We start from the raw sequence: 17,423 nt of genomic DNA on the forward strand, positions 1-17,423 counted from the left end.
TGTATAGATATTAATTGATGACCCAAGCAATCGCCACTACAGCCGCACTTTATCGCTCACTGCCCGCAATGGACGCTATGTTGTTACATAAAGAGGTCGTTACCCTAAAACAAGAGTACGGCGATACTTGGGTGAAAACCCAATTGAGCAACTTACTTAATCAAGCAAGAGAGCACATTGGCCAGCAGAGTCGACTTCCTGAATTTTGTGCTACACCAGAGTTACTGATACAAGCATTAACCGATGAATTGCTGAATAGTCAACGTCATAGCTTACCTTCGGTATGGAACCTCACAGGCACTATACTGCACACAAACCTTGGGCGTTCACAGCTGAGCGAAGCAGCAATCACCGCAGTGACAAAGGTGATGCGCTACCCGACACCGTTGGAGTTTGAACTTGAGGCGGGTAAACGAGGCCATCGCGATCAAGCGATAGGTAAAATATTACAACAGCTAACGGGTTCAGAGAGTTGCTGTCTGGTGAATAACAATGCAGCAGCGGTGCTGTTGATGCTGTCGAGTGTTGCAGCAGGTAAAGAAGTCATTGTGTCTCGTGGTGAGCTGGTTGAAATAGGCGGCGCCTTTCGTATTCCCGATATCATGCGCCAAGCTGGTTGTACGCTCGTTGAAGTGGGCAGTACTAACCGCACGCACTTACGCGATTACGAAGCAGCGATCACCGAAAATACTGCTGCCATCATGAAAGTCCACACCAGTAACTACCATATTCAAGGTTTTACCTGCGCGGTTGATGAAAAGAGCTTGGCCGTATTGTGTCAGCAGCACCAACTGCCATTGATTTCGGATCTGGGAAGCGGAGCCTTAACCGATCTTAGTCAGTTTGGCCTTGGGGCTGAACCTACACCGCAAAAAATGCTCAGTGACGGCGTCAACCTTGTTAGTTTTTCTGGAGATAAATTACTGGGAGGGCCACAAGCTGGACTGATTGTTGGCGATAGCTCTTTAGTTAAGAAACTGCAGCAACATCCGTTAAAGCGCGCATTACGTTGCGACAAAATGACGTTGGCAGCTCTTGAAGCAACACTGTTGCTTTATCGTAACCCTAAGAGGCTAAATCAACAGCTGCCAATGCTGAGAAAAATGTCTCGTTCATTGACTGAATTAGCGCAACTGAGCCAGCAGATGATGGCTGAACTGCCTGAATCTTTTTCCCCATATTTCACCTTAGCTATTACAGCCTGCGAAACTCAGGTTGGCAGTGGTTCCCAGCCTGAAACTCTTATTGAGTCATTGGCGTTGACCTTCACTCCAACCGCTAAGACTGGATACCGGATCCATCAACTGGAACAAAAGTTTAAGCAGCAAGTTAGGCCGATAATAGGGCGGATCAGTAATAATCAATACTGGTTAGATCTTCGTGGAGCTGAGCAAGAAAAAGAATTGATTAGTGCGCTGAGACAAGTCGGGCAAACATTATGATCATCGTGACCGCTGGTCATGTCGACCATGGTAAAACTCGATTGATTGAAGCGATAACGGGCACTGACGCCGATAGGTTACCCGAAGAAAAGCTGCGGGGTATGACGATTGAACTGGGTTATGCCTTTATGGATGTGGCAGATGGTCAACGCTTGGCTTTTGTTGATGTGCCGGGGCATACAAAGTTCATCAATACCATGTTGGCTGGGGTTAGCAGCGCCAAACACGCCTTACTTATTATCGCCTGTGATGACGGCATCATGCCACAAACAACAGAGCATCTCGCTATTTTACAGCTGCTGGATCTTGAGCATTTAGTTGTCGTACTAACGAAAAAAGACAACGTTGATGACGCTCGCATAGCAGCGGTTAAGCTTCAGGTGGCATCGCTATTACAGCACTACGGAAAACAAAGTCCCATCTATGTCGTATCGGCACTAACAGGCTGCGGGATCCCTGAACTAAGCAAGGCCATTAAGCAGCTGGCGCTAACTGAAGTGCAGCTCGTTAAGCAACGACAGCAGCAAACAAGTTTTCGCATGGCTATCGATAGGGTTTTTACGGTTAAAGGATCAGGGCTGGTGGCCACTGGCACTGTAATCAGCGGTAAGGTCAATGAAGGCCAAAGCCTCTATCTTTCAGGGCAAAGCAAGGCTGTTAAGGTTCGAACACTTCATAGCCAAGGGAAAGTGAGCAATCATGGCCAAAGTGGTCAACGCGTTGCGCTCAACCTAACAGGGGTTAATCAACATCGTGGTGCTCAACGCGGTGACTGGCTAACGGCCTTATCCCCACTGGAGCCCGCTAACGTTATCTGTGGCGTACTCGATAGTCATTTGCCATTCAAACATTGGCAAAGCGTGCAAATTCACCTCGGTAATAGCCATACCACTGCGCGACTTGGTTTATTGCAAACACTGTCTGCTAACCAAGCATTAATAGAACTTCAGTGCGAGCATCCATTCGCTTGTGTAGAGCAAGAGAAGATCATTATTCGCGATGCAGCAGCCAAGACTACACTTGGCGCAATGCGAGTGCTCGATATTACGCCGCTTAAGCGAGGCAAGCGCAGCCCAGAACGATTGAGATTTTTAAACACGTTAAGGCAGTGCACCACGCTCAACGCGAGCTTAAAAGCTCAAACTGCCGAACATTGCCTGCAAAAGTCTGCTTTCATGTGGGCCAATCAGTTGAGCCAATTAAATGATGCTGTACTGCTCGATAATGAGGTGATTGAAGCTGGCGGTTATTTGCTATCAAAGTCGCTAAATACACAAATCGAAGTTCAGCTACTGGGACTAGTTAGTGATTATCATCAAGCCTCACCAGAGCTATTAGGGCTGACGCTCAATCGCTTGCAGCGCATGACCCACGGACAATATCCGCTCCCCATTTTAGTTTATGTTAGCGATAACTTATGTGAGCAAAAGCGCCTGCACTGCACTAGAGGCTTGTTTCATCGGCCGCTGCATAACTTAACGTTATCAGATAATGAGCAACAGCTATGGATGTTAATTAAGCAGCAGATGCTAGTGGAAAGAGGGCCGTTGTGGTCATCAGAGCTGGCTAAATGGCATAACGTGGACTTGAGGATCGTGCGTCAGCTTTGCCGCAAGCTGATTCAATTGGGTTACATCTCCGCGATTATTAAAGATCGTTATGTATTAACTGAAAGTCTCTATTTCTACGCCAATGTCATACGCGAACAGATTAATGCACATGGAGAGATAAAAACAGCCGACTTTAATTCCATTACTAAATTAGGCCGAAAGGCGAGTATTCAACTTCTCGAGTTTTATGACCGCAGTGGATTAACTTGGAGGAAGAAGAAGGATAATTCTAGAGTCATAAGAGATAGCAGTAATTTTATATTAAGTGATTTGGCGGAAGAACATAGGAGTTGAACCTACCCAGGACTGCTGGCAGCCCTACCTGGATTTGAAATCCAGACGTTTCACCGGAAACGACGTTCTTCCTTAACACTTGCAAGAATAATAGAGAATTGTTTTTTACTAAACAATATCAGTTGCTTTATGAATTGAGTAAATGTGAATCCAACAATCATTTATCGATATGAATGGTCAACAGTGGGACATTATTTACCAGAACAAATGGAAATTCACGATGACGGAACTTGTGTGTGGACTAAATAATATTACCGAACAAGCTGAAGTGACTTGTTTTAGAAATGATAGAGAACAGGCATTAATAGAAACCATCGCGAAAGAAGTTCGAGTTGCATTGATCTATAACGGTATATCACATGTGGTAATGATGGCTTGCCCAACCGCATTGAGAGAGTTCGCCATCGGATTTAGTCTATCTGAATCGATAATTGGTGAAGTGAAAGATATTCGCTCGATTGAAGTTGAGCCCATAACAGCTGGCGTCTTAGTGCATATAACGATTAGCCCAAGAAGCTTTGCGCATCTTAAATCCCATCGACGCAGCCTTGCAGGTCGAACTGGCTGTGGGCTTTGTGGTGTTGAACAGATAGAGCAAACTCTTAAACCCACGATTAGAGTTGAAAATAGTAATAAATTTAATCTTAACAGCTTAAAAAAGGCATTAGCTTACTTACATAAGCATCAAACTACATTTAATTTGACTGGGGCCACACATGCAGCTGCTATGTTATCTGCAGAAGGTGATATTATATCCTGCTTTGAAGATGTTGGTCGTCATGTCGCCCTCGATAAATTAATTGGTCATACTGCAATTAATAATGATTCGCGTCAGGCAGCGTTATTGTTAACCAGTCGCGCTAGTTTTGAAATGGTACAAAAAGCAGCCACTGCAAACATTAGTATTGTATTTGCGATTTCTTCTGCTACGTCGTTAGCGATAGAAATAGCGCATAAGTCGAATATAACCTTGGTTGGGTTTTGTCGTGAAAATAGAGTGACAATATATACTCATCCGCAAAGGTTGTATTTGTGTAATAAAACACTAAGTAATGTTAATCGTAATAACTTAGCTGTAATGTGAAAATAGAACTTGGTAATTTAAATATGTGGTTAACTTTTAAAAATAAATTCTTTATTCAATTCTGGTCACCTTTTGCAGCAGTAATTGCAGCGGGTATCTTATCGACCTACTTTTTTGGTCTCACTGGATCTCTTTGGGCCGTGACGGGTGAGTTCACTCGTTGGGGTGGGCATATCATGCAATGGTTTGGTGCGGAGCCTGAAACGTGGCAGTACTTTAAAATTATCGGCCTTGAGGGGACACCACTCGATCGGGTTGGTGGCGTGATGATTATTGGTATGTTTGGTGGTTGTTTGGCAGCTGTGCTTTGGGCTAATAACATGAAACTGCGCATGCCTAGTAGTAAAAAACGTATCGCGCAGGCATTAGCCGGCGGCATGATCGCTGGCTTTGGAGCTCGTTTGGCGATGGGGTGTAATCTTGCCGCTTTTTTCACTGGAATTCCGCAGTTTACCTTACATGCTTGGTTATTTGCTTTTGCAGCCGCAGCAGGAACTTATCTTGGGGCTAAAATTACTTTACTGCCCTTTATCCGCTCAAAGGCAACCGTTAAGCTAGGGGGCTTAACGAAAATGGCCATACCTCATCCTAACCAAGTGAAGAATCGCTTTCGATTGGGTTGGGTGGTGTTTGGCGCAATGATCGCGGGCTCATTCTATATCATGAACAGCTCCCAAAAACTTGGTTTTGCTATGTTAATGGGGGTTGTGTTTGGCTTACTGATTGAGCGAGCGCAGATCTGTTTTACGTCGGCTTTTAGAGATATGTGGATCACAGGCCGTACTCATATGGCGAAAGCGATCATCCTTGGGATGGCGGTAAGTGTTATTGGCATTTATAGCTACGTGCAGCTGGGAATGACACCGAAAACGTTGTGGGCAGGGCCTAATGCCGTGATCGGCGGTTTGCTGTTTGGCATTGGTATTGTTATTGCTGGTGGCTGTGAAACGGGCTGGATGTATCGTGCATTAGAGGGGCAAGTGCATTTTTGGTGGGTGGGGATCGGCAATATTATTGGCGCCACTGTTTTAGCTTACTACTGGGATGTATTTTCAGGTCCATTGGCAACTCAATGGGACAGGGTGAACTTGCTCGATGTCTTCGGGCCATTAGGGGGCTTAGCGGTGACTTATTTGTTACTCGGTCTGTCCTTTTTGCTGATCCTATTGTGGGAAAGACACTTTTTTAAGCAGCAGAGTGTAACAAATTCAATACCATGTTCTGCTGTGTCACAACAAGAGTTGGTTAACGCTATGACTAAAACACACTAATCGTGCCGCTAACATCCCTTTTATAAACGAATTCAATTTACCGAGAGCTCAAGATAATTTGAGCCTATTTTGCTGAGGATCATTTATGACCGAATCTGTTGTGGCTGATTATAATTTAGAAATTTATGGTGAGCCATGCCCTTACCCTGCAGTCGCTACGCTTGAAGCGATGGCGTCGTTAAAGCCTGGTGAAGTGCTAGAAGTGCTGACAGACTGTTCGCAATCTATCAATAATATCCCTAGCGATGCACGTAATCACGGCTATGAAGTACTTGATATTAGTCAGCAAGGTGTAATGCTGCGATATTTAATCAGGCGATAATCGCTGCAAACTCAATATAGTGAGTCGGGATTAATAATGCTTTATTGGTCGCGCGATACAAAGGCACTCATTGAGTGCCTTTTTTATGCTAATTTAGTAATGAATAAAAAATTTGCTAATCAGCCAACTGCTGATACTGATTGGTAAAACAAACACATCGTAAGGATACTTGATGAAAAAATTACTGACGCTGCTACTTTTGACCTTTGTCGTTGTGGGTTGCGGTGATAAAAATGCAATCGATGCCAATTATGTTGAAGGCGTTAACTATCGTGCGCTTGCAACTCCGATTGTGACAAGCGGTGAGCAGGTCGAAGTGATGGAGTTTTTTTGGTATGGCTGTCCACATTGTGAGTCATTTGAGAAACCGCTGCACCAATGGCAAAAAACAATGGCTGCAGATGTTCGCCTAGTGCAGTCACCCGCCATTTGGAATGATCTAATGAAGTTGCACGCCAAGGTATTTTTCATCGTGCAAAATATGCCTGCTGGCGATAAGGCACATGCTGCGCTGTTTCAAGAAGTGATGGGATTGCGAGAGATCCGTGATATTAAACTGCAAACACAAAAGATGGCTGAGTTTTTACAGCGTTTCGGCCTTAGTCAGACAGACTTTGAACGACAATTGGCATCGGCAGAGATCAACCAGCAGCTTGCTCAAGCCATTAAGCTTATGTCTCAGTCTGAAATCGATGGTACGCCTTCAATTGTGGTAAATGGCCGCTACTTAGTACTGAATCAGTCAGCAAAGAGTTTTGAGCAGGTATTGGATATTACTCGCTTTCTGGTTGAGAAAGAGAAAGGGCGTTTAGCTGCGAATTAACGGTGGGGATAGTGCAAGCTCAATCACAGATAATCATCTTTGATGGCATATGTAATCTATGCCACGGTGCAGTTAATTTCGTGATTAACCACGATAGCCACGAGCAGTTTGTGTTTGCCTCGCTGCAATCGAATGTGGGTAAAAGGTACTTGTCTAAGTTCGGCGTTTCTGAGGTTGCTTTAGATAGCGTGATATTGATAAAGGCAGGTAAATGCTATTTGCGCAGTGATGCGGCGATTGAAATTGCAATGTCTCTTGATGCACCTTGGTCGTTATTACGTTTTAGTCGTTTTTTGCCGAAAATAATACGTGATGGACTTTATAATGCGCTGGCGAAACGTCGTTACGCATTATTTGGCACTCGAGCTATATGTTTGATACCAACTGTCGCACTTAGCAAACGTTTTATCGAAGACTGATATCCAAATTAAAACCAATAAAAAAGGCACTCAATGAGTGCCTTTTCTGTATCAATATTACCTTTAGATAAGCTTATGCTTGCTCTGGTAATTCAGCGTTGTGGTAGATGTTTTGCACATCATCACAATCTTCAAGTGCTGCATAAAACTGCTCAAACTGTTCAACTTCTTCTGCATCAGTAATCGCTGTCATGGTTTGCGGTACGAAAGTAATCTCTTCCATAACATAATCAGTATCAGCAGGTAATTCAGCCGTTAATGCCGTTTTAACTTTGAAGAACTCAGTATGTGGTGCGTAAACGCTGATCATGCCGTCATCAAGCTCAACGTCAGTCACATCAACGTCAGCCATCATTAGCATTTCAAGAATGGCATCTTCATCGTCACCTGCAAATACGAATACTGCTTGGTGATCAAACATGTGACCTACGGTACCTGGTCCACCTAATTTAGCGTGGTTCTTAACGAACGCTTGGCGCACTTGAGTGAAGGTACGCTTACCGTTATCGGTTAGGCAATCTGCAATGACCATGCAGCCACCAGGGCCAAAGCCTTCGTAACGTGCTGATTCATAATCTTCACCGCCACCGCCACGCGCTTTCTCAATTGCACGCTCAATAACGTGAGCAGGAACCTGGTCTTTTTTGGCCTTGGAAATCATTTGGCGTAACGCTAAGTTACCTTCAGGATCGAAACCACCATTTTTAGCACAAACGTAGAGTTCTTTTCCGTATCTGGAATAGATTTTTGTTTTCTGCCCAGCGGTTTTCGCCATGGATTCTTTCTTGTTTTGGTATGCTCTGCCCATCTTGATTCTTCTCACTAAGCTTTAAAAATTGCCAGCAATGTTAGCAGCTTTATTTGCACAAATCAGGTGCAGGTCTTTAAAAATACTAATCGCAGTCAATAAATACGGCTTAGTGCAACGTTAGCAAGCGTATCTTAGTGTTGAAATAGAGTTTGGCTGTTGAAGTGCACCTGGCGAGCAGCCATAACTGCAGCGGTTATTCGCATGGCTTGATCGATTGCGGTATCACTTTCTCCTAGGGCTTTAAGGCTCATGGTATGGCTTTTAAAGCATGCATAGCCACCATTAACCATGGATACCGCGATACAGGCGTAGTGATAGTTAACTTCGTTGTCGACCGCAATATCAGCAAAAGGCCTAAATTTTAGCGATGGTAGATCGCCCCCTGCATGGATATCGACAAACTGACGGCTAAAAAAATAGGGGTTGGTGACTGACATTCTACTCATCGCGTACTGCATGTCTCGTTTGGCTTCTTTGCATAGCTCGCCAACAATGAATTGCACCTGCTTAACCACTTCGCTATCTCTACAGGCTAGAGCTGCTGACCAGGCTACCATCCTTATTGCTGAGGAGGGTAGGTGGTTCTCACCAATTAATACCGATTTAAGCAATAGTCGTTGATCTTCTGACTCATCGGGAAATTGTACAAAGGTGGACATAATTGCCTCCGAGGTTAAGGAGCTGGAGAATCTAGTTTTTGTCCGAATTCAATGAGTTTAGTTCAAAGGTCCATAACCTGTTATGTTTAATACAATGAGTATAAACAGGAACTAACGATGCCTACTGATAAAAAAGCCCCTTCAATCGGTGCTGTTGAGTGGTGTGATTTAACAGTACAAGACGCATCACATGTAAAAGATTTCTACTGCAATGTGATTGGCTGGGAGTCCGCAGCGGTTTCCATGGGAGATTATGACGATTTCAATATTACATTGCCCAATGGTGGAGACACGATTACTGGCATTTGCCACGCTCGAGGTGGCAACAGTAATTTGCCGCCGCAATGGTTACTGTATGTCAGAGTCGCCAGTGTTGCTGATAGTGCCGCAATCTGCATCGCCAAAGGTGGCAAAGTTATTGAGGGGCCGCGCGAAATGGCGGGATGCCAATTTTGCGTCATTAAAGATCCCGAAGGAGCCGTATTGGCGTTGCTATCAGATTAAATGCTCGCTGGGCTTATTAGGTTATGTTGCTATTGTACTGTTGTTTTTGCCGCAGTTTACTGGCCGTTTTGGGGCGATTCAATGCTTCTATTACTGTGTGATGAGTTTTCACTTAGCCAGCTAGGCTTCAGCGGCAAGTCTGTACTCGTAACATTGAATTAGCACAAAACTAAGCTCTAAAGAGCAACAGCCCTTAGGCATATTTAAAAATAATTCATCATTAAATCAATGGTGCGTTTTATCAGTTGTGGTGGCTTATGGCCAAAATCATGTACAGCGTACACGGTATTAAGTGGGCATTGGTGATCGGGCACTAACATGGCTAATTGATTTTGTTGCTCTGCTTGCTGAAATACAAACTCAGGTAATAGTGCAACGCCTAAACCTGCTTTAGCTAAAGCGCAAACCGCGGATGAATTATCGGTGAATCGATTGGCGACAAACGCTAAGTGTTTTGTCATTGCCGTGTTGTTGTTATTTGTATTTGATAGCGGCTCTAGCTCATGGGTTAATCTTGCCTTTTGCCATGAGTTGGCTATGTAATCCAAAGATTGCCACTGCTCTGCATCAATCTCGTGCTTATGTCGCTCAATATACGTTGGACTAGCACAAACTACATCCCTGAAATCGCCGAGCTTACGCTGCATTAAATTGCTAGAAGGCAGCTTTCCGACCCGAATAACTAGATCAACATCATCACTGAGCAGGTCAATACGTTGATCGGCAACGGAAATCGTTGGCTTTACCTGCGCGTTATCACTACATAGTGCAGCGATAGCTGGAGCAACGATTGAATCAATAAGCGCATGGGGCGCACTTATTCTAATGGGGCCAGCAAGCTTTCCGCCTGTATCGCGTGCTTCCTGCCATGCGGTTTGAGATATGTCAGCCATTTGCGCGCAGCGCTGATAAAAGTCAGTTCCCGCTGGGGTTAGCTGTTGCTTGCGGGTGGTTCGATGCAGTAATTGTACTCCTACTGCTAGCTCAAGGCTTTTTAGGTGATGGCTTACGACTGATTTCGACAGTTCTAAATTGTCTGCCGCAGCACTGATAGAACCCGCATCAACTATCTGTTTAAAAATGGCCATATGCCGTAAGTAATCCATAATACCTTCAGTATTGTTCTGTTTTATCGAACAGTGGTTGCTGTATTGGCTAGGTTATCAATCTCAATCTTAGCTGTAAACTGGTCTCATATTTTGAAAACAACAGTGATTGGAGTTATACAATGTCTTCGACCTTATTAGATGCAGTTAAGTTAGCCAGTGAAACGTGGAAAAATGGTTTTAATAGCCAAGATGCTAAGCAGTGCGCTGGGCAATATGAAGTGAACGCGACCATGAATGCTCGACCATTCGGCGAATTTGTCGGCAGAGATGCTATCGAGGCATTTTGGCAAAACTTGATTAATGAAGGGTTTGATAGTGTGGAATATATCGAGCCTAACTTCAGCATTGTGGACGACAAGACTGTGTTACTAACCTCTTCGTGGAAAATGAATAAGGCTCATGGCGTGATCCATAAAGAGCTGTGGGTGCTGCAACAAGATGGTAGTGCCAAGCTTGCAGATGATGATTTTGAAGTGCTGGGGTAGTTGCTCTGTTAGCGGGGTAATTATTCATAGGCAATTATTGAAGAAAGCCAAGGTGAAATTTACAGACCGCAGTAGAGCTATTAACTATAAAAAACGTCGGCAAACTTGCCGGCGTTTTCGTATGTAGGAAGCAATCGATTCACTCATTTATACCGAATGGTATAGGGTATACTTTTAATCTAAACTCTCTATCGATGAGTTGTAAGTCATTAAATATTCGTAAAATATTAATTTAACATTAATTTAATTCTGTATATTAATTGCTCTTTTTATTTTTGTGATGAGTGATGAAAAGGCTTCATGTTAATGGGGAATAATTCACACATTAAATGTTTAAACATCATTACTGTATTCACGGGGGAGTAAAGATCACATCTAAAGAATAATTTTGGAGTGATGATGAAGCGCTTTAACAAATGTGGGGTCGCCTTAATTGTAGCGGCAGCTTTCGGGCTTACAGCTTGTAGTGATGGAAAAGATGGTAATGACGGTGAAGATGGCACCAGTCCGTTGCCACCTGTTGTAGAGAAATCTACAACGACAAATGTAGAAATGATAGCGCACAGCCTTGAAGCCGGGGCAATTAAATTTGAGTTTGAAATTACTAACGAAGAAGGGTTATTGATTTCAGGTTTAGAAAATGTCAGCGCTGAAATGGCGGCATTAACCGAAAAAGGTATCGCTCGTAGTCGCCCTGATTACGAAGGCACTATAGTCGGTGGCAATGCAGACCAAGCAACAGATGGTGCGAGTCTGACAATGACTGACAATGGCCGTTATGAATTTTTTGCACCAATGCCAGCGATTGATGCCGGCAGTGAAGGGATAATTCGTCTTGTTGTTGGTGGTGGTGACAATATCGCCAAGTCGCGCTATATGGTTGTCGATAAAACCGAAGGCCTACACACTACGTCAACAGCAACCTGCCAGGGTTGTCACGTCGATTATACGGCGTCTAAATTAAAGCATCCAAGCTACACTGCAATTAATACTGATGGCGATACTGATCTCGTTGCAGGTTGTATGGTTTGTCACGGCAATGTTGTACGCGATGAAGGCGGTTACGCACGTAACTCCATGCAAAAAATTGGTCATATTAATCACCAAAAGTTTGAAAAAGATTTCGAACCGGCCAATTGTTACACCTGTCATGCTGAACCGATCACTAAAGTAAATAGCATGACGACTTGTACTGATTGTCATGATGCTGCTGGCGTTGGCTCAACGGCTGTGACTATGACTTATAGCGGCTTTAGTGAGTCAGACGATGTTCGTTTATTCCATAAGAAGGTAATGGAGAGAGCACAACTTAGAGAAGATCACTACACCACGACATCGGTGCCATTTATTGATAATTCAATTGAGTGGGAAGAATATCCACAGGGTGGCTGGTGTACAACTGTATCGCTATTCAATACCGCAGGTGACACTGAGCAACAACTTAATATCGGTGAAATGTACGCTGCAAAAACTTTGACATATGCAGGGGCTTACATTCATGGCTACCATAACGAGTCTTTAGTTGGTCGCCCGAGTCCACGTGGTTCTGATCAGTATATTGAAAATGAAGATGGTAGCCGTTCGGTCTGTTACCCATACTTGGATGGATTAGACACTGACTATCGAGTGGCAGACTTAGTCGCAAGTACTCGTGTGACATTTAAACAAGCTGATGATGACGGTGGCTACGACGGCGTGTCTTTCACTAGTTATTCAGATGCAGTCGATCATAGTGGTGTGAAAACACAGGACTATGAACGTCGTCATTCGGTGACAGCTAATAGTTGTACCACTTGTCACAACAATGAAACTAACTACCATAAAAACGGAAGTTATAATGAAGGTGGCTTAGACTGTGTTGCTTGTCATAACAACGGCCAAGATCGCTCAGGTATGAGAACTGTTGCGATGGATGCGTTCGAAACAGATGCTAAACGCGTTAAAGCTGGTTACATTATTCGTGCTATGAGTGATGGTGTTCAAGTCGGTTGGAAAGCGAACAGTGCTCCAGGTTTTGGGCCGCTAGTACATGCTCAGCACTGGGGAATACAGGCGGTTGTAGGTTCGGAGATGAGTAAAGAAGTAGAAGTACTTGTTACCAACTCTGCCGCGAAGCTAAACGCCGAAAACTGTGTGGCATGTCATGCTGATGGTATCGATTTGAATGCGATTCCAAACCAGTTTATCCGTGCAAAGTCGTTCAATGGCAATGACAATACTAAGATGGCAAGCCCAATTACGGCTAACTGTTTTGCTTGTCACAACGACGATTCAGCGCTAAATCATATGATTCAACAGGGTGGTTCGATTGATGAGGAAGTCGTTGCTGATTGGTACACCCAGCCAACTTCTGAGTCTTGTGCGACTTGTCACGCCGAAGGTAAGTCTTACGGTATTGAGAAGTTCCACGTATTTGAGCGTAACTAATAAAAAGTAAGGATTAGTTTTCCCTGCAATCAGCTAATCCATGACTTTTTAGGGCTCTTACATAAGAGCCCTTTTTCGTTTTCGATGCTCAGATTATTCTAATAATACCAATCAGTATAAGAAGTTGATCTACTCAGAGCGTTTTTGGCAAGCGAGTTCAAGGCAGGCTAATTCAAAGTGAGTAATGACATAATGGTTATTCCCTTATGAGTTTATTCAACGTAGAAGTAGCAAGCCCAAAACACTCCTACTGGCGAGTTTTAGCGGCTCTGATACTGCGTTAATGAACTTGAGCGTAGAATAACTATGCTCTTCATTCATCGCCTTGCTTCAAAGCCGCTAAACTCTCGCTGAGCGATCAAATCTTTATACTGATTGGTATTAGCTCAATGGCCTTGAGCTGGAGCGGTTATAAAGTCCGGTATATCAATAATTTGATCTTGCCAATTTTCAAATAAACTTTGATATAAAAACTCTATAAACACTCGGTATCTTCTGGGGAGATAAATCCGCTGCGGCATACTCATGGTGACAGCACTTTGTTTCATTGGATAGTCCTCAAGTATTGGTACTAATAGGCCATCCTCGATTGCCGCATTACCAATAATAATCGGCACAGTGGCGATGCCAAGTCCCTCAATAGCGGCCTCTCGAACCAAAGTAATGTTATTGGTCTCTAGCCTAGATTCTGGTTCGACGGTTATCCACTGCTCGCCATTAAACAGAGTCCAGCTATTGTCAACATAGGGGGTCGAAAGGCGAATGCATTGATGCTGGCTAAGATCTTCGGGGATCTGCGGTGTGCCATGTTGGCTGAGATATTCAGGGCTTGCCATCAGCACTTTTGGGGTATTCATCAGGGTGTATGTTTGTAGCGCTGCGTTAGGTTTTTCGGTAATTTGAAAGTTGAAATCTACCCCCTCGGCAATTACATCTACCATACGGTTTGTTAACTCTGCATCAATGGTTATCTGTGGGTAGGCTTTTAGGAACTTTGCCAGCACTCGCCCAAAATACAACTGGCCTAATTCGATTGGGCAGATGATTTTAAGATGGCCGCTAATAGTCTGCTGGCTAGCACTGAGTTGATCTTCAGCATTTTGCAGTTCAGATAAAATATGATGCACTCGATTGTAATAATTTGCCCCTGCTTCGGTCAGCTTTAAGGCTCGAGTGGTTCTAAACAGCAGCTGCACACCAACGTCAGCTTCTAGCTCTGCAATCTTGCGGCTTACGGTTGCTTTAGTGATCCCCAAGACCTTGGCTGCCTTGGTAAAACTTCCCTGCTCAACCACTTGAGCAAACATCTGCACTCGATTTAAATCCATTTTTTTAAACTCATGATTGTTACACCTGTGAAACAGTGGGTAATTTTTTAGCTATCTAATAAATATAGTGAAACAGTAGTAAAATGTCTTCTACTAATTTACGGGCCGATGATTGGGGAGTCACTTATGTCCATTAATAGAATGTTTATCGCTGTACCTGTTTTACTGCTAGCCGTCGCTGCTGGTGGCTATTATTGGTGGAATGAAGTGCGAAACTTTGAATCGACAGATAACGCCTATGTCGAAGCCGATATTTCTAATATCAGCGTTAAGGTACCAGGGTATGTCACTGCGACCTTTGTGACTGACAATCAGCATGTTGAAAAAGGCCAGTTACTGGCGCAACTTGAAGACAATCAATACAAAGCAAAGGTTGCTCAAAATCAGGCCATGCTGGCTAGTGCCAACGCGGATCTGCAGACATTAGCGGCGCAAGTTGACTTGCAACGTGCACTGATTACTCAAGCCAAAGCGGGCGTGGCAGCTGCCGAGGCTGAAAGGTTACGTTCATCGCAGCAGCTTAACCGGGCGACTCAGCTTAAAATCAAAAACTACAGTTCACAAGATACCGTTGATGAGGCGCAAGCTGGTTTCCAGTCAGCGATAGCTCATCTCGATGAAGCAGAGGCTGCGTTGGTGGCTAAGCAACGCGAGCTAGCAGTATTTAAATCGCAGCTTATTGAGGCTGATTCTAGTGTCGAGCAAGCTAAAGCGGGACTCGCACTGGCCAAAATCCAACTGGCTGATACACAAATAACCGCACCATTTAATGGCATAGTGGGTAAGCGCGGTGCGCTGCAAGGACAATATGTACAGCCAGGGCAAGCCATTTATAGTTTAGTGCCAGACAACGCCGTATGGATAACTGCGAACTTTAAAGAAACCCAGATAGAGCATATGCAGCCAGGGCAAACGGTAGCGGTAGAGCTTGATGCTTTTTCTGGTGAATCATTTATTGGGGTGATAGACAGCTTAGCACCAGCTTCAGGGGCAAAATTCAGTTTGTTACCTGCTGAGAATGCCACCGGTAATTTCACTAAAATAGTACAAAGGATCCCCGTTAGAATCCGCCTCGAATCAGCAACTTCTGGAGACATTCAACAGGTAAGAATCGTTCCAGGCTTGAGTGCATTAGTTAAGGTAGATACCTCGAAAAGTGGCTTAACTGAAGCCGTTGCTCTTAACTCGGCCAAACAATGATGTCAGTTTTGCAGCAATCTCAACCAAGCATTGTTCCTGCCTATGAGCAGGTTGAGCGTGGCAGTCGCCGCGCTTGGATAGCGGTTTTTGGTGGTCTGATTGGCGCCTTTATGGCCATTTTGGATATCCAAATTACCAATGCTTCAATGAAAGAGATCCAAGGCGGTTTAGGGGCAACGCTTGAGGAAGGTTCCTGGATTGCTACTGCCTACTTAGTTGCTGAGATGATAGCAATTCCCCTTTCAGGTTGGCTCAGCAAAGGGTTGGATATACGGCGCTACATGTTATGGAATAGCGCCATATTTATAGGCGCTTCTCTGCTTTGCTCAGTCGCATGGAACTTAGAATCAATGATCGCGTTTAGAGCGATGCAGGGGTTCTTTGGTGGTGCGCTTATTCCGATGGCATTTAGACTTATTCTTGAATACCTGCCGGATGAGAAGCGTGCAGTGGGCATGGCCTTATTTGGGGTCACGGCTACCTTTGCTCCTTCGATAGGGCCAACATTAGGCGGCTGGTTAACAGAGCAGTTTAGCTGGCATTATCTGTTTTATATTAATGTGCCACCAGGGTTGCTGGTGATGTCGATGTTGGCATATGGTTTAGTTAAAAAACCGATAAACTGGCCGGAGCTTAAAAATGTTGATGTGAGCAGTATTATCACCATGGCACTGGGGATGGGCTGTTTAGAAGTTGTGCTGGAAGAGGGTAGCCGTAAAGAGTGGTTTAGCTCAGATTTTATTCGTAATTTAGCGATTATATCTGCGATTAATATTGTTATTTTCGTCTATTTGCAGCTTAAAAGAAGCAATCCCTTAGTGAATTTAAAGTTGCTAGGACAGCGAGATTTTGCGCTTTCTACCATTGCTTATTTTCTGCTGGGATTAGCGCTGTTTTCATCTATCTATATGGTGCCGCTGTATCTATCGCAAGTGCAGGATTATAACTCGCTAGAGATTGGTGAAGTACTGATGTGGATGGGATTTCCTCAACTGCTCATTTTGCCTTTTATGCCCAAATTAATGCAGCGATTTGATAATAGATATTTGGCGGGGTTTGGCTTTTTCATGTTTGGCGTTAGTTACTATATGAATAGTCATATGACCTCAGACTTTGCTGGACCGCAAATGATAGCCTCGATGGTCGTCCGAGCCATTGGTCAGCCATTTATTATGGTGCCTATCGGCATGTTGGCCACAGCGGGGATTAAAAAGGCTGAAAACGCTTCGGCATCAACGGTGCTTAACGTTATTCGTAATCTTGGTGGTGCGGTTGGTATAGCGCTTGTTGCCACATTAACGGATAACTTAAGCCGCAGCCATCTGGCACACATAAAAGAAACAGTACCAGCGGTTAGCTCAATGGCTAATGAGTATTTAGCAGCAACTGCCAATATGTTACAAGCGTCGGGCTCGAACCCTGTCACTGCAAGCTTACAAGCATCGGCATTACTAGGACAAACGATGGCCAAACAGGCATCTATTCAAGCATATAATGATGTGTTTTTCATTATGTCAGCGCTGTTGATGGTGGCGGTATTGGCGGTATTATCAATCCGCAAACCGGCTGCTACTGCTATTAGCTAAGCAATCTATTCGCTTAGCTAATATTGTCTGTATTTGTTGATTTGAAGCG

General features: G+C 44.1%; 16 protein-coding genes and 1 tRNA gene. 12 read left to right on the forward strand and 5 right to left on the reverse strand.

Annotation, left to right across the window (positions count from 1 at the left end):
* Window positions 1-14 precede the first annotated feature (14 nt).
* Window positions 15-1,442 (forward strand): L-seryl-tRNA(Sec) selenium transferase, encoded by a 1,428-nt coding sequence (gene selA, locus K5R16_RS00200; protein WP_220735538.1) that lies wholly within the window; start codon window positions 15-17, stop codon window positions 1,440-1,442.
* The gene (selB, locus tag K5R16_RS00205) at window positions 1,439-3,346 is read left to right on the forward strand and encodes a selenocysteine-specific translation elongation factor (RefSeq protein WP_220735539.1); all 1,908 of its coding nucleotides are present in this window, start codon (window positions 1,439-1,441) and stop codon (window positions 3,344-3,346) included. The genes selA and selB overlap by 4 nt, the downstream gene beginning before the upstream one ends.
* Here selB and K5R16_RS00210 read toward each other — a convergent pair.
* Window positions 3,324-3,418: transfer RNA gene (locus tag K5R16_RS00210), tRNA-Sec, on the reverse strand. The genes selB and K5R16_RS00210 overlap by 23 nt on opposite strands.
* Window positions 3,419-3,566: 148 nt before the next feature.
* Between K5R16_RS00210 and fdhD the strand changes: the two genes are divergently transcribed.
* The 5 genes from fdhD (at window position 3,567) to K5R16_RS00235 (ending at window position 7,265) form a co-directional block, all read left to right on the forward strand.
* Window positions 3,567-4,430, forward strand: a complete 864-nt coding sequence (gene fdhD / locus K5R16_RS00215; RefSeq protein ID WP_220735540.1) for a formate dehydrogenase accessory sulfurtransferase FdhD — start codon at window positions 3,567-3,569, stop codon at window positions 4,428-4,430.
* Window positions 4,431-4,453: 23 nt separating this feature from the next.
* Window positions 4,454-5,701, forward strand: a complete 1,248-nt coding sequence (gene yedE / locus K5R16_RS00220) for a selenium metabolism membrane protein YedE/FdhT (RefSeq protein WP_220735541.1) — start codon at window positions 4,454-4,456, stop codon at window positions 5,699-5,701.
* Window positions 5,702-5,786: 85 nt separating this feature from the next.
* Entirely contained in the window at window positions 5,787-6,023 is a 237-nt protein-coding gene (gene yedF / locus K5R16_RS00225) for a sulfurtransferase-like selenium metabolism protein YedF (protein WP_220735542.1), read from the forward strand.
* A gap of 172 nt (window positions 6,024-6,195) precedes the next feature.
* The gene (locus K5R16_RS00230) at window positions 6,196-6,846 is read left to right on the forward strand and encodes a thiol:disulfide interchange protein DsbA/DsbL (RefSeq protein ID WP_220735543.1); all 651 of its coding nucleotides are present in this window, start codon (window positions 6,196-6,198) and stop codon (window positions 6,844-6,846) included.
* 11 nt (window positions 6,847-6,857) lie between these two features.
* Entirely contained in the window at window positions 6,858-7,265 is a 408-nt protein-coding gene (locus tag K5R16_RS00235) for a thiol-disulfide oxidoreductase DCC family protein (RefSeq protein WP_220735544.1), read from the forward strand.
* A 73-nt stretch (window positions 7,266-7,338) separates the two neighbouring features.
* Here K5R16_RS00235 and K5R16_RS00240 read toward each other — a convergent pair whose 3' ends face one another.
* Both K5R16_RS00240 and K5R16_RS00245 read right to left on the reverse strand, forming a co-directional pair.
* Window positions 7,339-8,073: a YebC/PmpR family DNA-binding transcriptional regulator gene (locus K5R16_RS00240; protein WP_220735545.1), complete on the reverse strand. Its 735-nt coding sequence runs from the start codon at window positions 8,071-8,073 to the stop codon at window positions 7,339-7,341.
* Between the two features lie 134 nt (window positions 8,074-8,207).
* Window positions 8,208-8,735, reverse strand: a complete 528-nt coding sequence (locus K5R16_RS00245) for a carboxymuconolactone decarboxylase family protein (RefSeq protein WP_220735546.1) — start codon at window positions 8,733-8,735, stop codon at window positions 8,208-8,210.
* Between the two features lie 117 nt (window positions 8,736-8,852).
* On the opposite strand from K5R16_RS00245, the gene K5R16_RS00250 reads away from it, so the two are divergent.
* On the forward strand, window positions 8,853-9,239 hold the full coding sequence (locus K5R16_RS00250; RefSeq protein ID WP_220735547.1) for a VOC family protein: 387 nt from the start codon (window positions 8,853-8,855) through the stop codon (window positions 9,237-9,239).
* A 203-nt stretch (window positions 9,240-9,442) separates the two neighbouring features.
* Here the strand turns inward: K5R16_RS00250 and K5R16_RS00255 are convergent, their stop codons facing one another.
* Window positions 9,443-10,345 carry a LysR family transcriptional regulator gene (locus K5R16_RS00255; protein ID WP_220735548.1) on the reverse strand — a complete coding sequence of 301 codons (903 nt, stop codon included), beginning with the start codon at window positions 10,343-10,345 and terminating at the stop codon, window positions 9,443-9,445.
* A 122-nt stretch (window positions 10,346-10,467) separates the two neighbouring features.
* On the opposite strand from K5R16_RS00255, the gene K5R16_RS00260 reads away from it, so the two are divergent.
* Together K5R16_RS00260 and K5R16_RS00265 are read left to right on the forward strand one after the other, a co-directional pair.
* The gene (locus tag K5R16_RS00260) at window positions 10,468-10,833 is read left to right on the forward strand and encodes an isochorismatase (protein WP_220735549.1); all 366 of its coding nucleotides are present in this window, start codon (window positions 10,468-10,470) and stop codon (window positions 10,831-10,833) included.
* A gap of 399 nt (window positions 10,834-11,232) precedes the next feature.
* Window positions 11,233-13,260 (forward strand): hypothetical protein, encoded by a 2,028-nt coding sequence (locus K5R16_RS00265; protein ID WP_220735550.1) that lies wholly within the window; start codon window positions 11,233-11,235, stop codon window positions 13,258-13,260.
* Window positions 13,261-13,646: 386 nt separating this feature from the next.
* Here K5R16_RS00265 and K5R16_RS00270 read toward each other — a convergent pair whose 3' ends face one another.
* Complete coding sequence (locus K5R16_RS00270; RefSeq protein ID WP_220735551.1) at window positions 13,647-14,588, reverse strand: LysR family transcriptional regulator; 942 nt, start codon at window positions 14,586-14,588, stop codon at window positions 13,647-13,649.
* A 126-nt stretch (window positions 14,589-14,714) separates the two neighbouring features.
* On the opposite strand from K5R16_RS00270, the gene K5R16_RS00275 reads away from it, so the two are divergent.
* Both K5R16_RS00275 and K5R16_RS00280 read left to right on the forward strand, forming a co-directional pair.
* Entirely contained in the window at window positions 14,715-15,788 is a 1,074-nt protein-coding gene (locus tag K5R16_RS00275) for an HlyD family secretion protein (RefSeq protein WP_220735552.1), read from the forward strand.
* Window positions 15,785-17,374: a DHA2 family efflux MFS transporter permease subunit gene (locus K5R16_RS00280; protein ID WP_374758362.1), complete on the forward strand. Its 1,590-nt coding sequence runs from the start codon at window positions 15,785-15,787 to the stop codon at window positions 17,372-17,374. Before K5R16_RS00275 ends, K5R16_RS00280 begins: the two co-directional genes overlap by 4 nt.
* Window positions 17,375-17,423 lie beyond the last annotated feature (49 nt).

Origin of the sequence: Shewanella sp. c952, from assembly GCF_019654975.1 — a bacterium.
Taxonomy (GTDB): domain Bacteria; phylum Pseudomonadota; class Gammaproteobacteria; order Enterobacterales; family Shewanellaceae; genus Shewanella.

Bases quoted from the DNA above. Each gene is read 5' to 3' on its own strand.
- selB (WP_220735539.1), top strand. From the start codon at position 1,439: ATGATCATCGTGACCGCTGGTCATGTCGACCATGGTAAAACTCGATTG.
- fdhD (WP_220735540.1), top strand. From the start codon at position 3,567: ATGACGGAACTTGTGTGTGGACTAAATAATATTACCGAACAAGCTGAA.
- yedE (WP_220735541.1), top strand. From the start codon at position 4,454: ATGTGGTTAACTTTTAAAAATAAATTCTTTATTCAATTCTGGTCACCT.
- yedF (WP_220735542.1), top strand. From the start codon at position 5,787: ATGACCGAATCTGTTGTGGCTGATTATAATTTAGAAATTTATGGTGAG.
- K5R16_RS00230 (WP_220735543.1), top strand. From the start codon at position 6,196: ATGAAAAAATTACTGACGCTGCTACTTTTGACCTTTGTCGTTGTGGGT.
- K5R16_RS00240 (WP_220735545.1), bottom strand. From the start codon at position 8,073: ATGGGCAGAGCATACCAAAACAAGAAAGAATCCATGGCGAAAACCGCT.
- K5R16_RS00245 (WP_220735546.1), bottom strand. From the start codon at position 8,735: ATGTCCACCTTTGTACAATTTCCCGATGAGTCAGAAGATCAACGACTA.
- K5R16_RS00250 (WP_220735547.1), top strand. From the start codon at position 8,853: ATGCCTACTGATAAAAAAGCCCCTTCAATCGGTGCTGTTGAGTGGTGT.
- K5R16_RS00255 (WP_220735548.1), bottom strand. From the start codon at position 10,345: ATGGATTACTTACGGCATATGGCCATTTTTAAACAGATAGTTGATGCG.
- K5R16_RS00260 (WP_220735549.1), top strand. From the start codon at position 10,468: ATGTCTTCGACCTTATTAGATGCAGTTAAGTTAGCCAGTGAAACGTGG.
- K5R16_RS00265 (WP_220735550.1), top strand. From the start codon at position 11,233: ATGAAGCGCTTTAACAAATGTGGGGTCGCCTTAATTGTAGCGGCAGCT.
- K5R16_RS00270 (WP_220735551.1), bottom strand. From the start codon at position 14,588: ATGGATTTAAATCGAGTGCAGATGTTTGCTCAAGTGGTTGAGCAGGGA.
- K5R16_RS00275 (WP_220735552.1), top strand. From the start codon at position 14,715: ATGTCCATTAATAGAATGTTTATCGCTGTACCTGTTTTACTGCTAGCC.
- K5R16_RS00280 (WP_374758362.1), top strand. From the start codon at position 15,785: ATGATGTCAGTTTTGCAGCAATCTCAACCAAGCATTGTTCCTGCCTAT.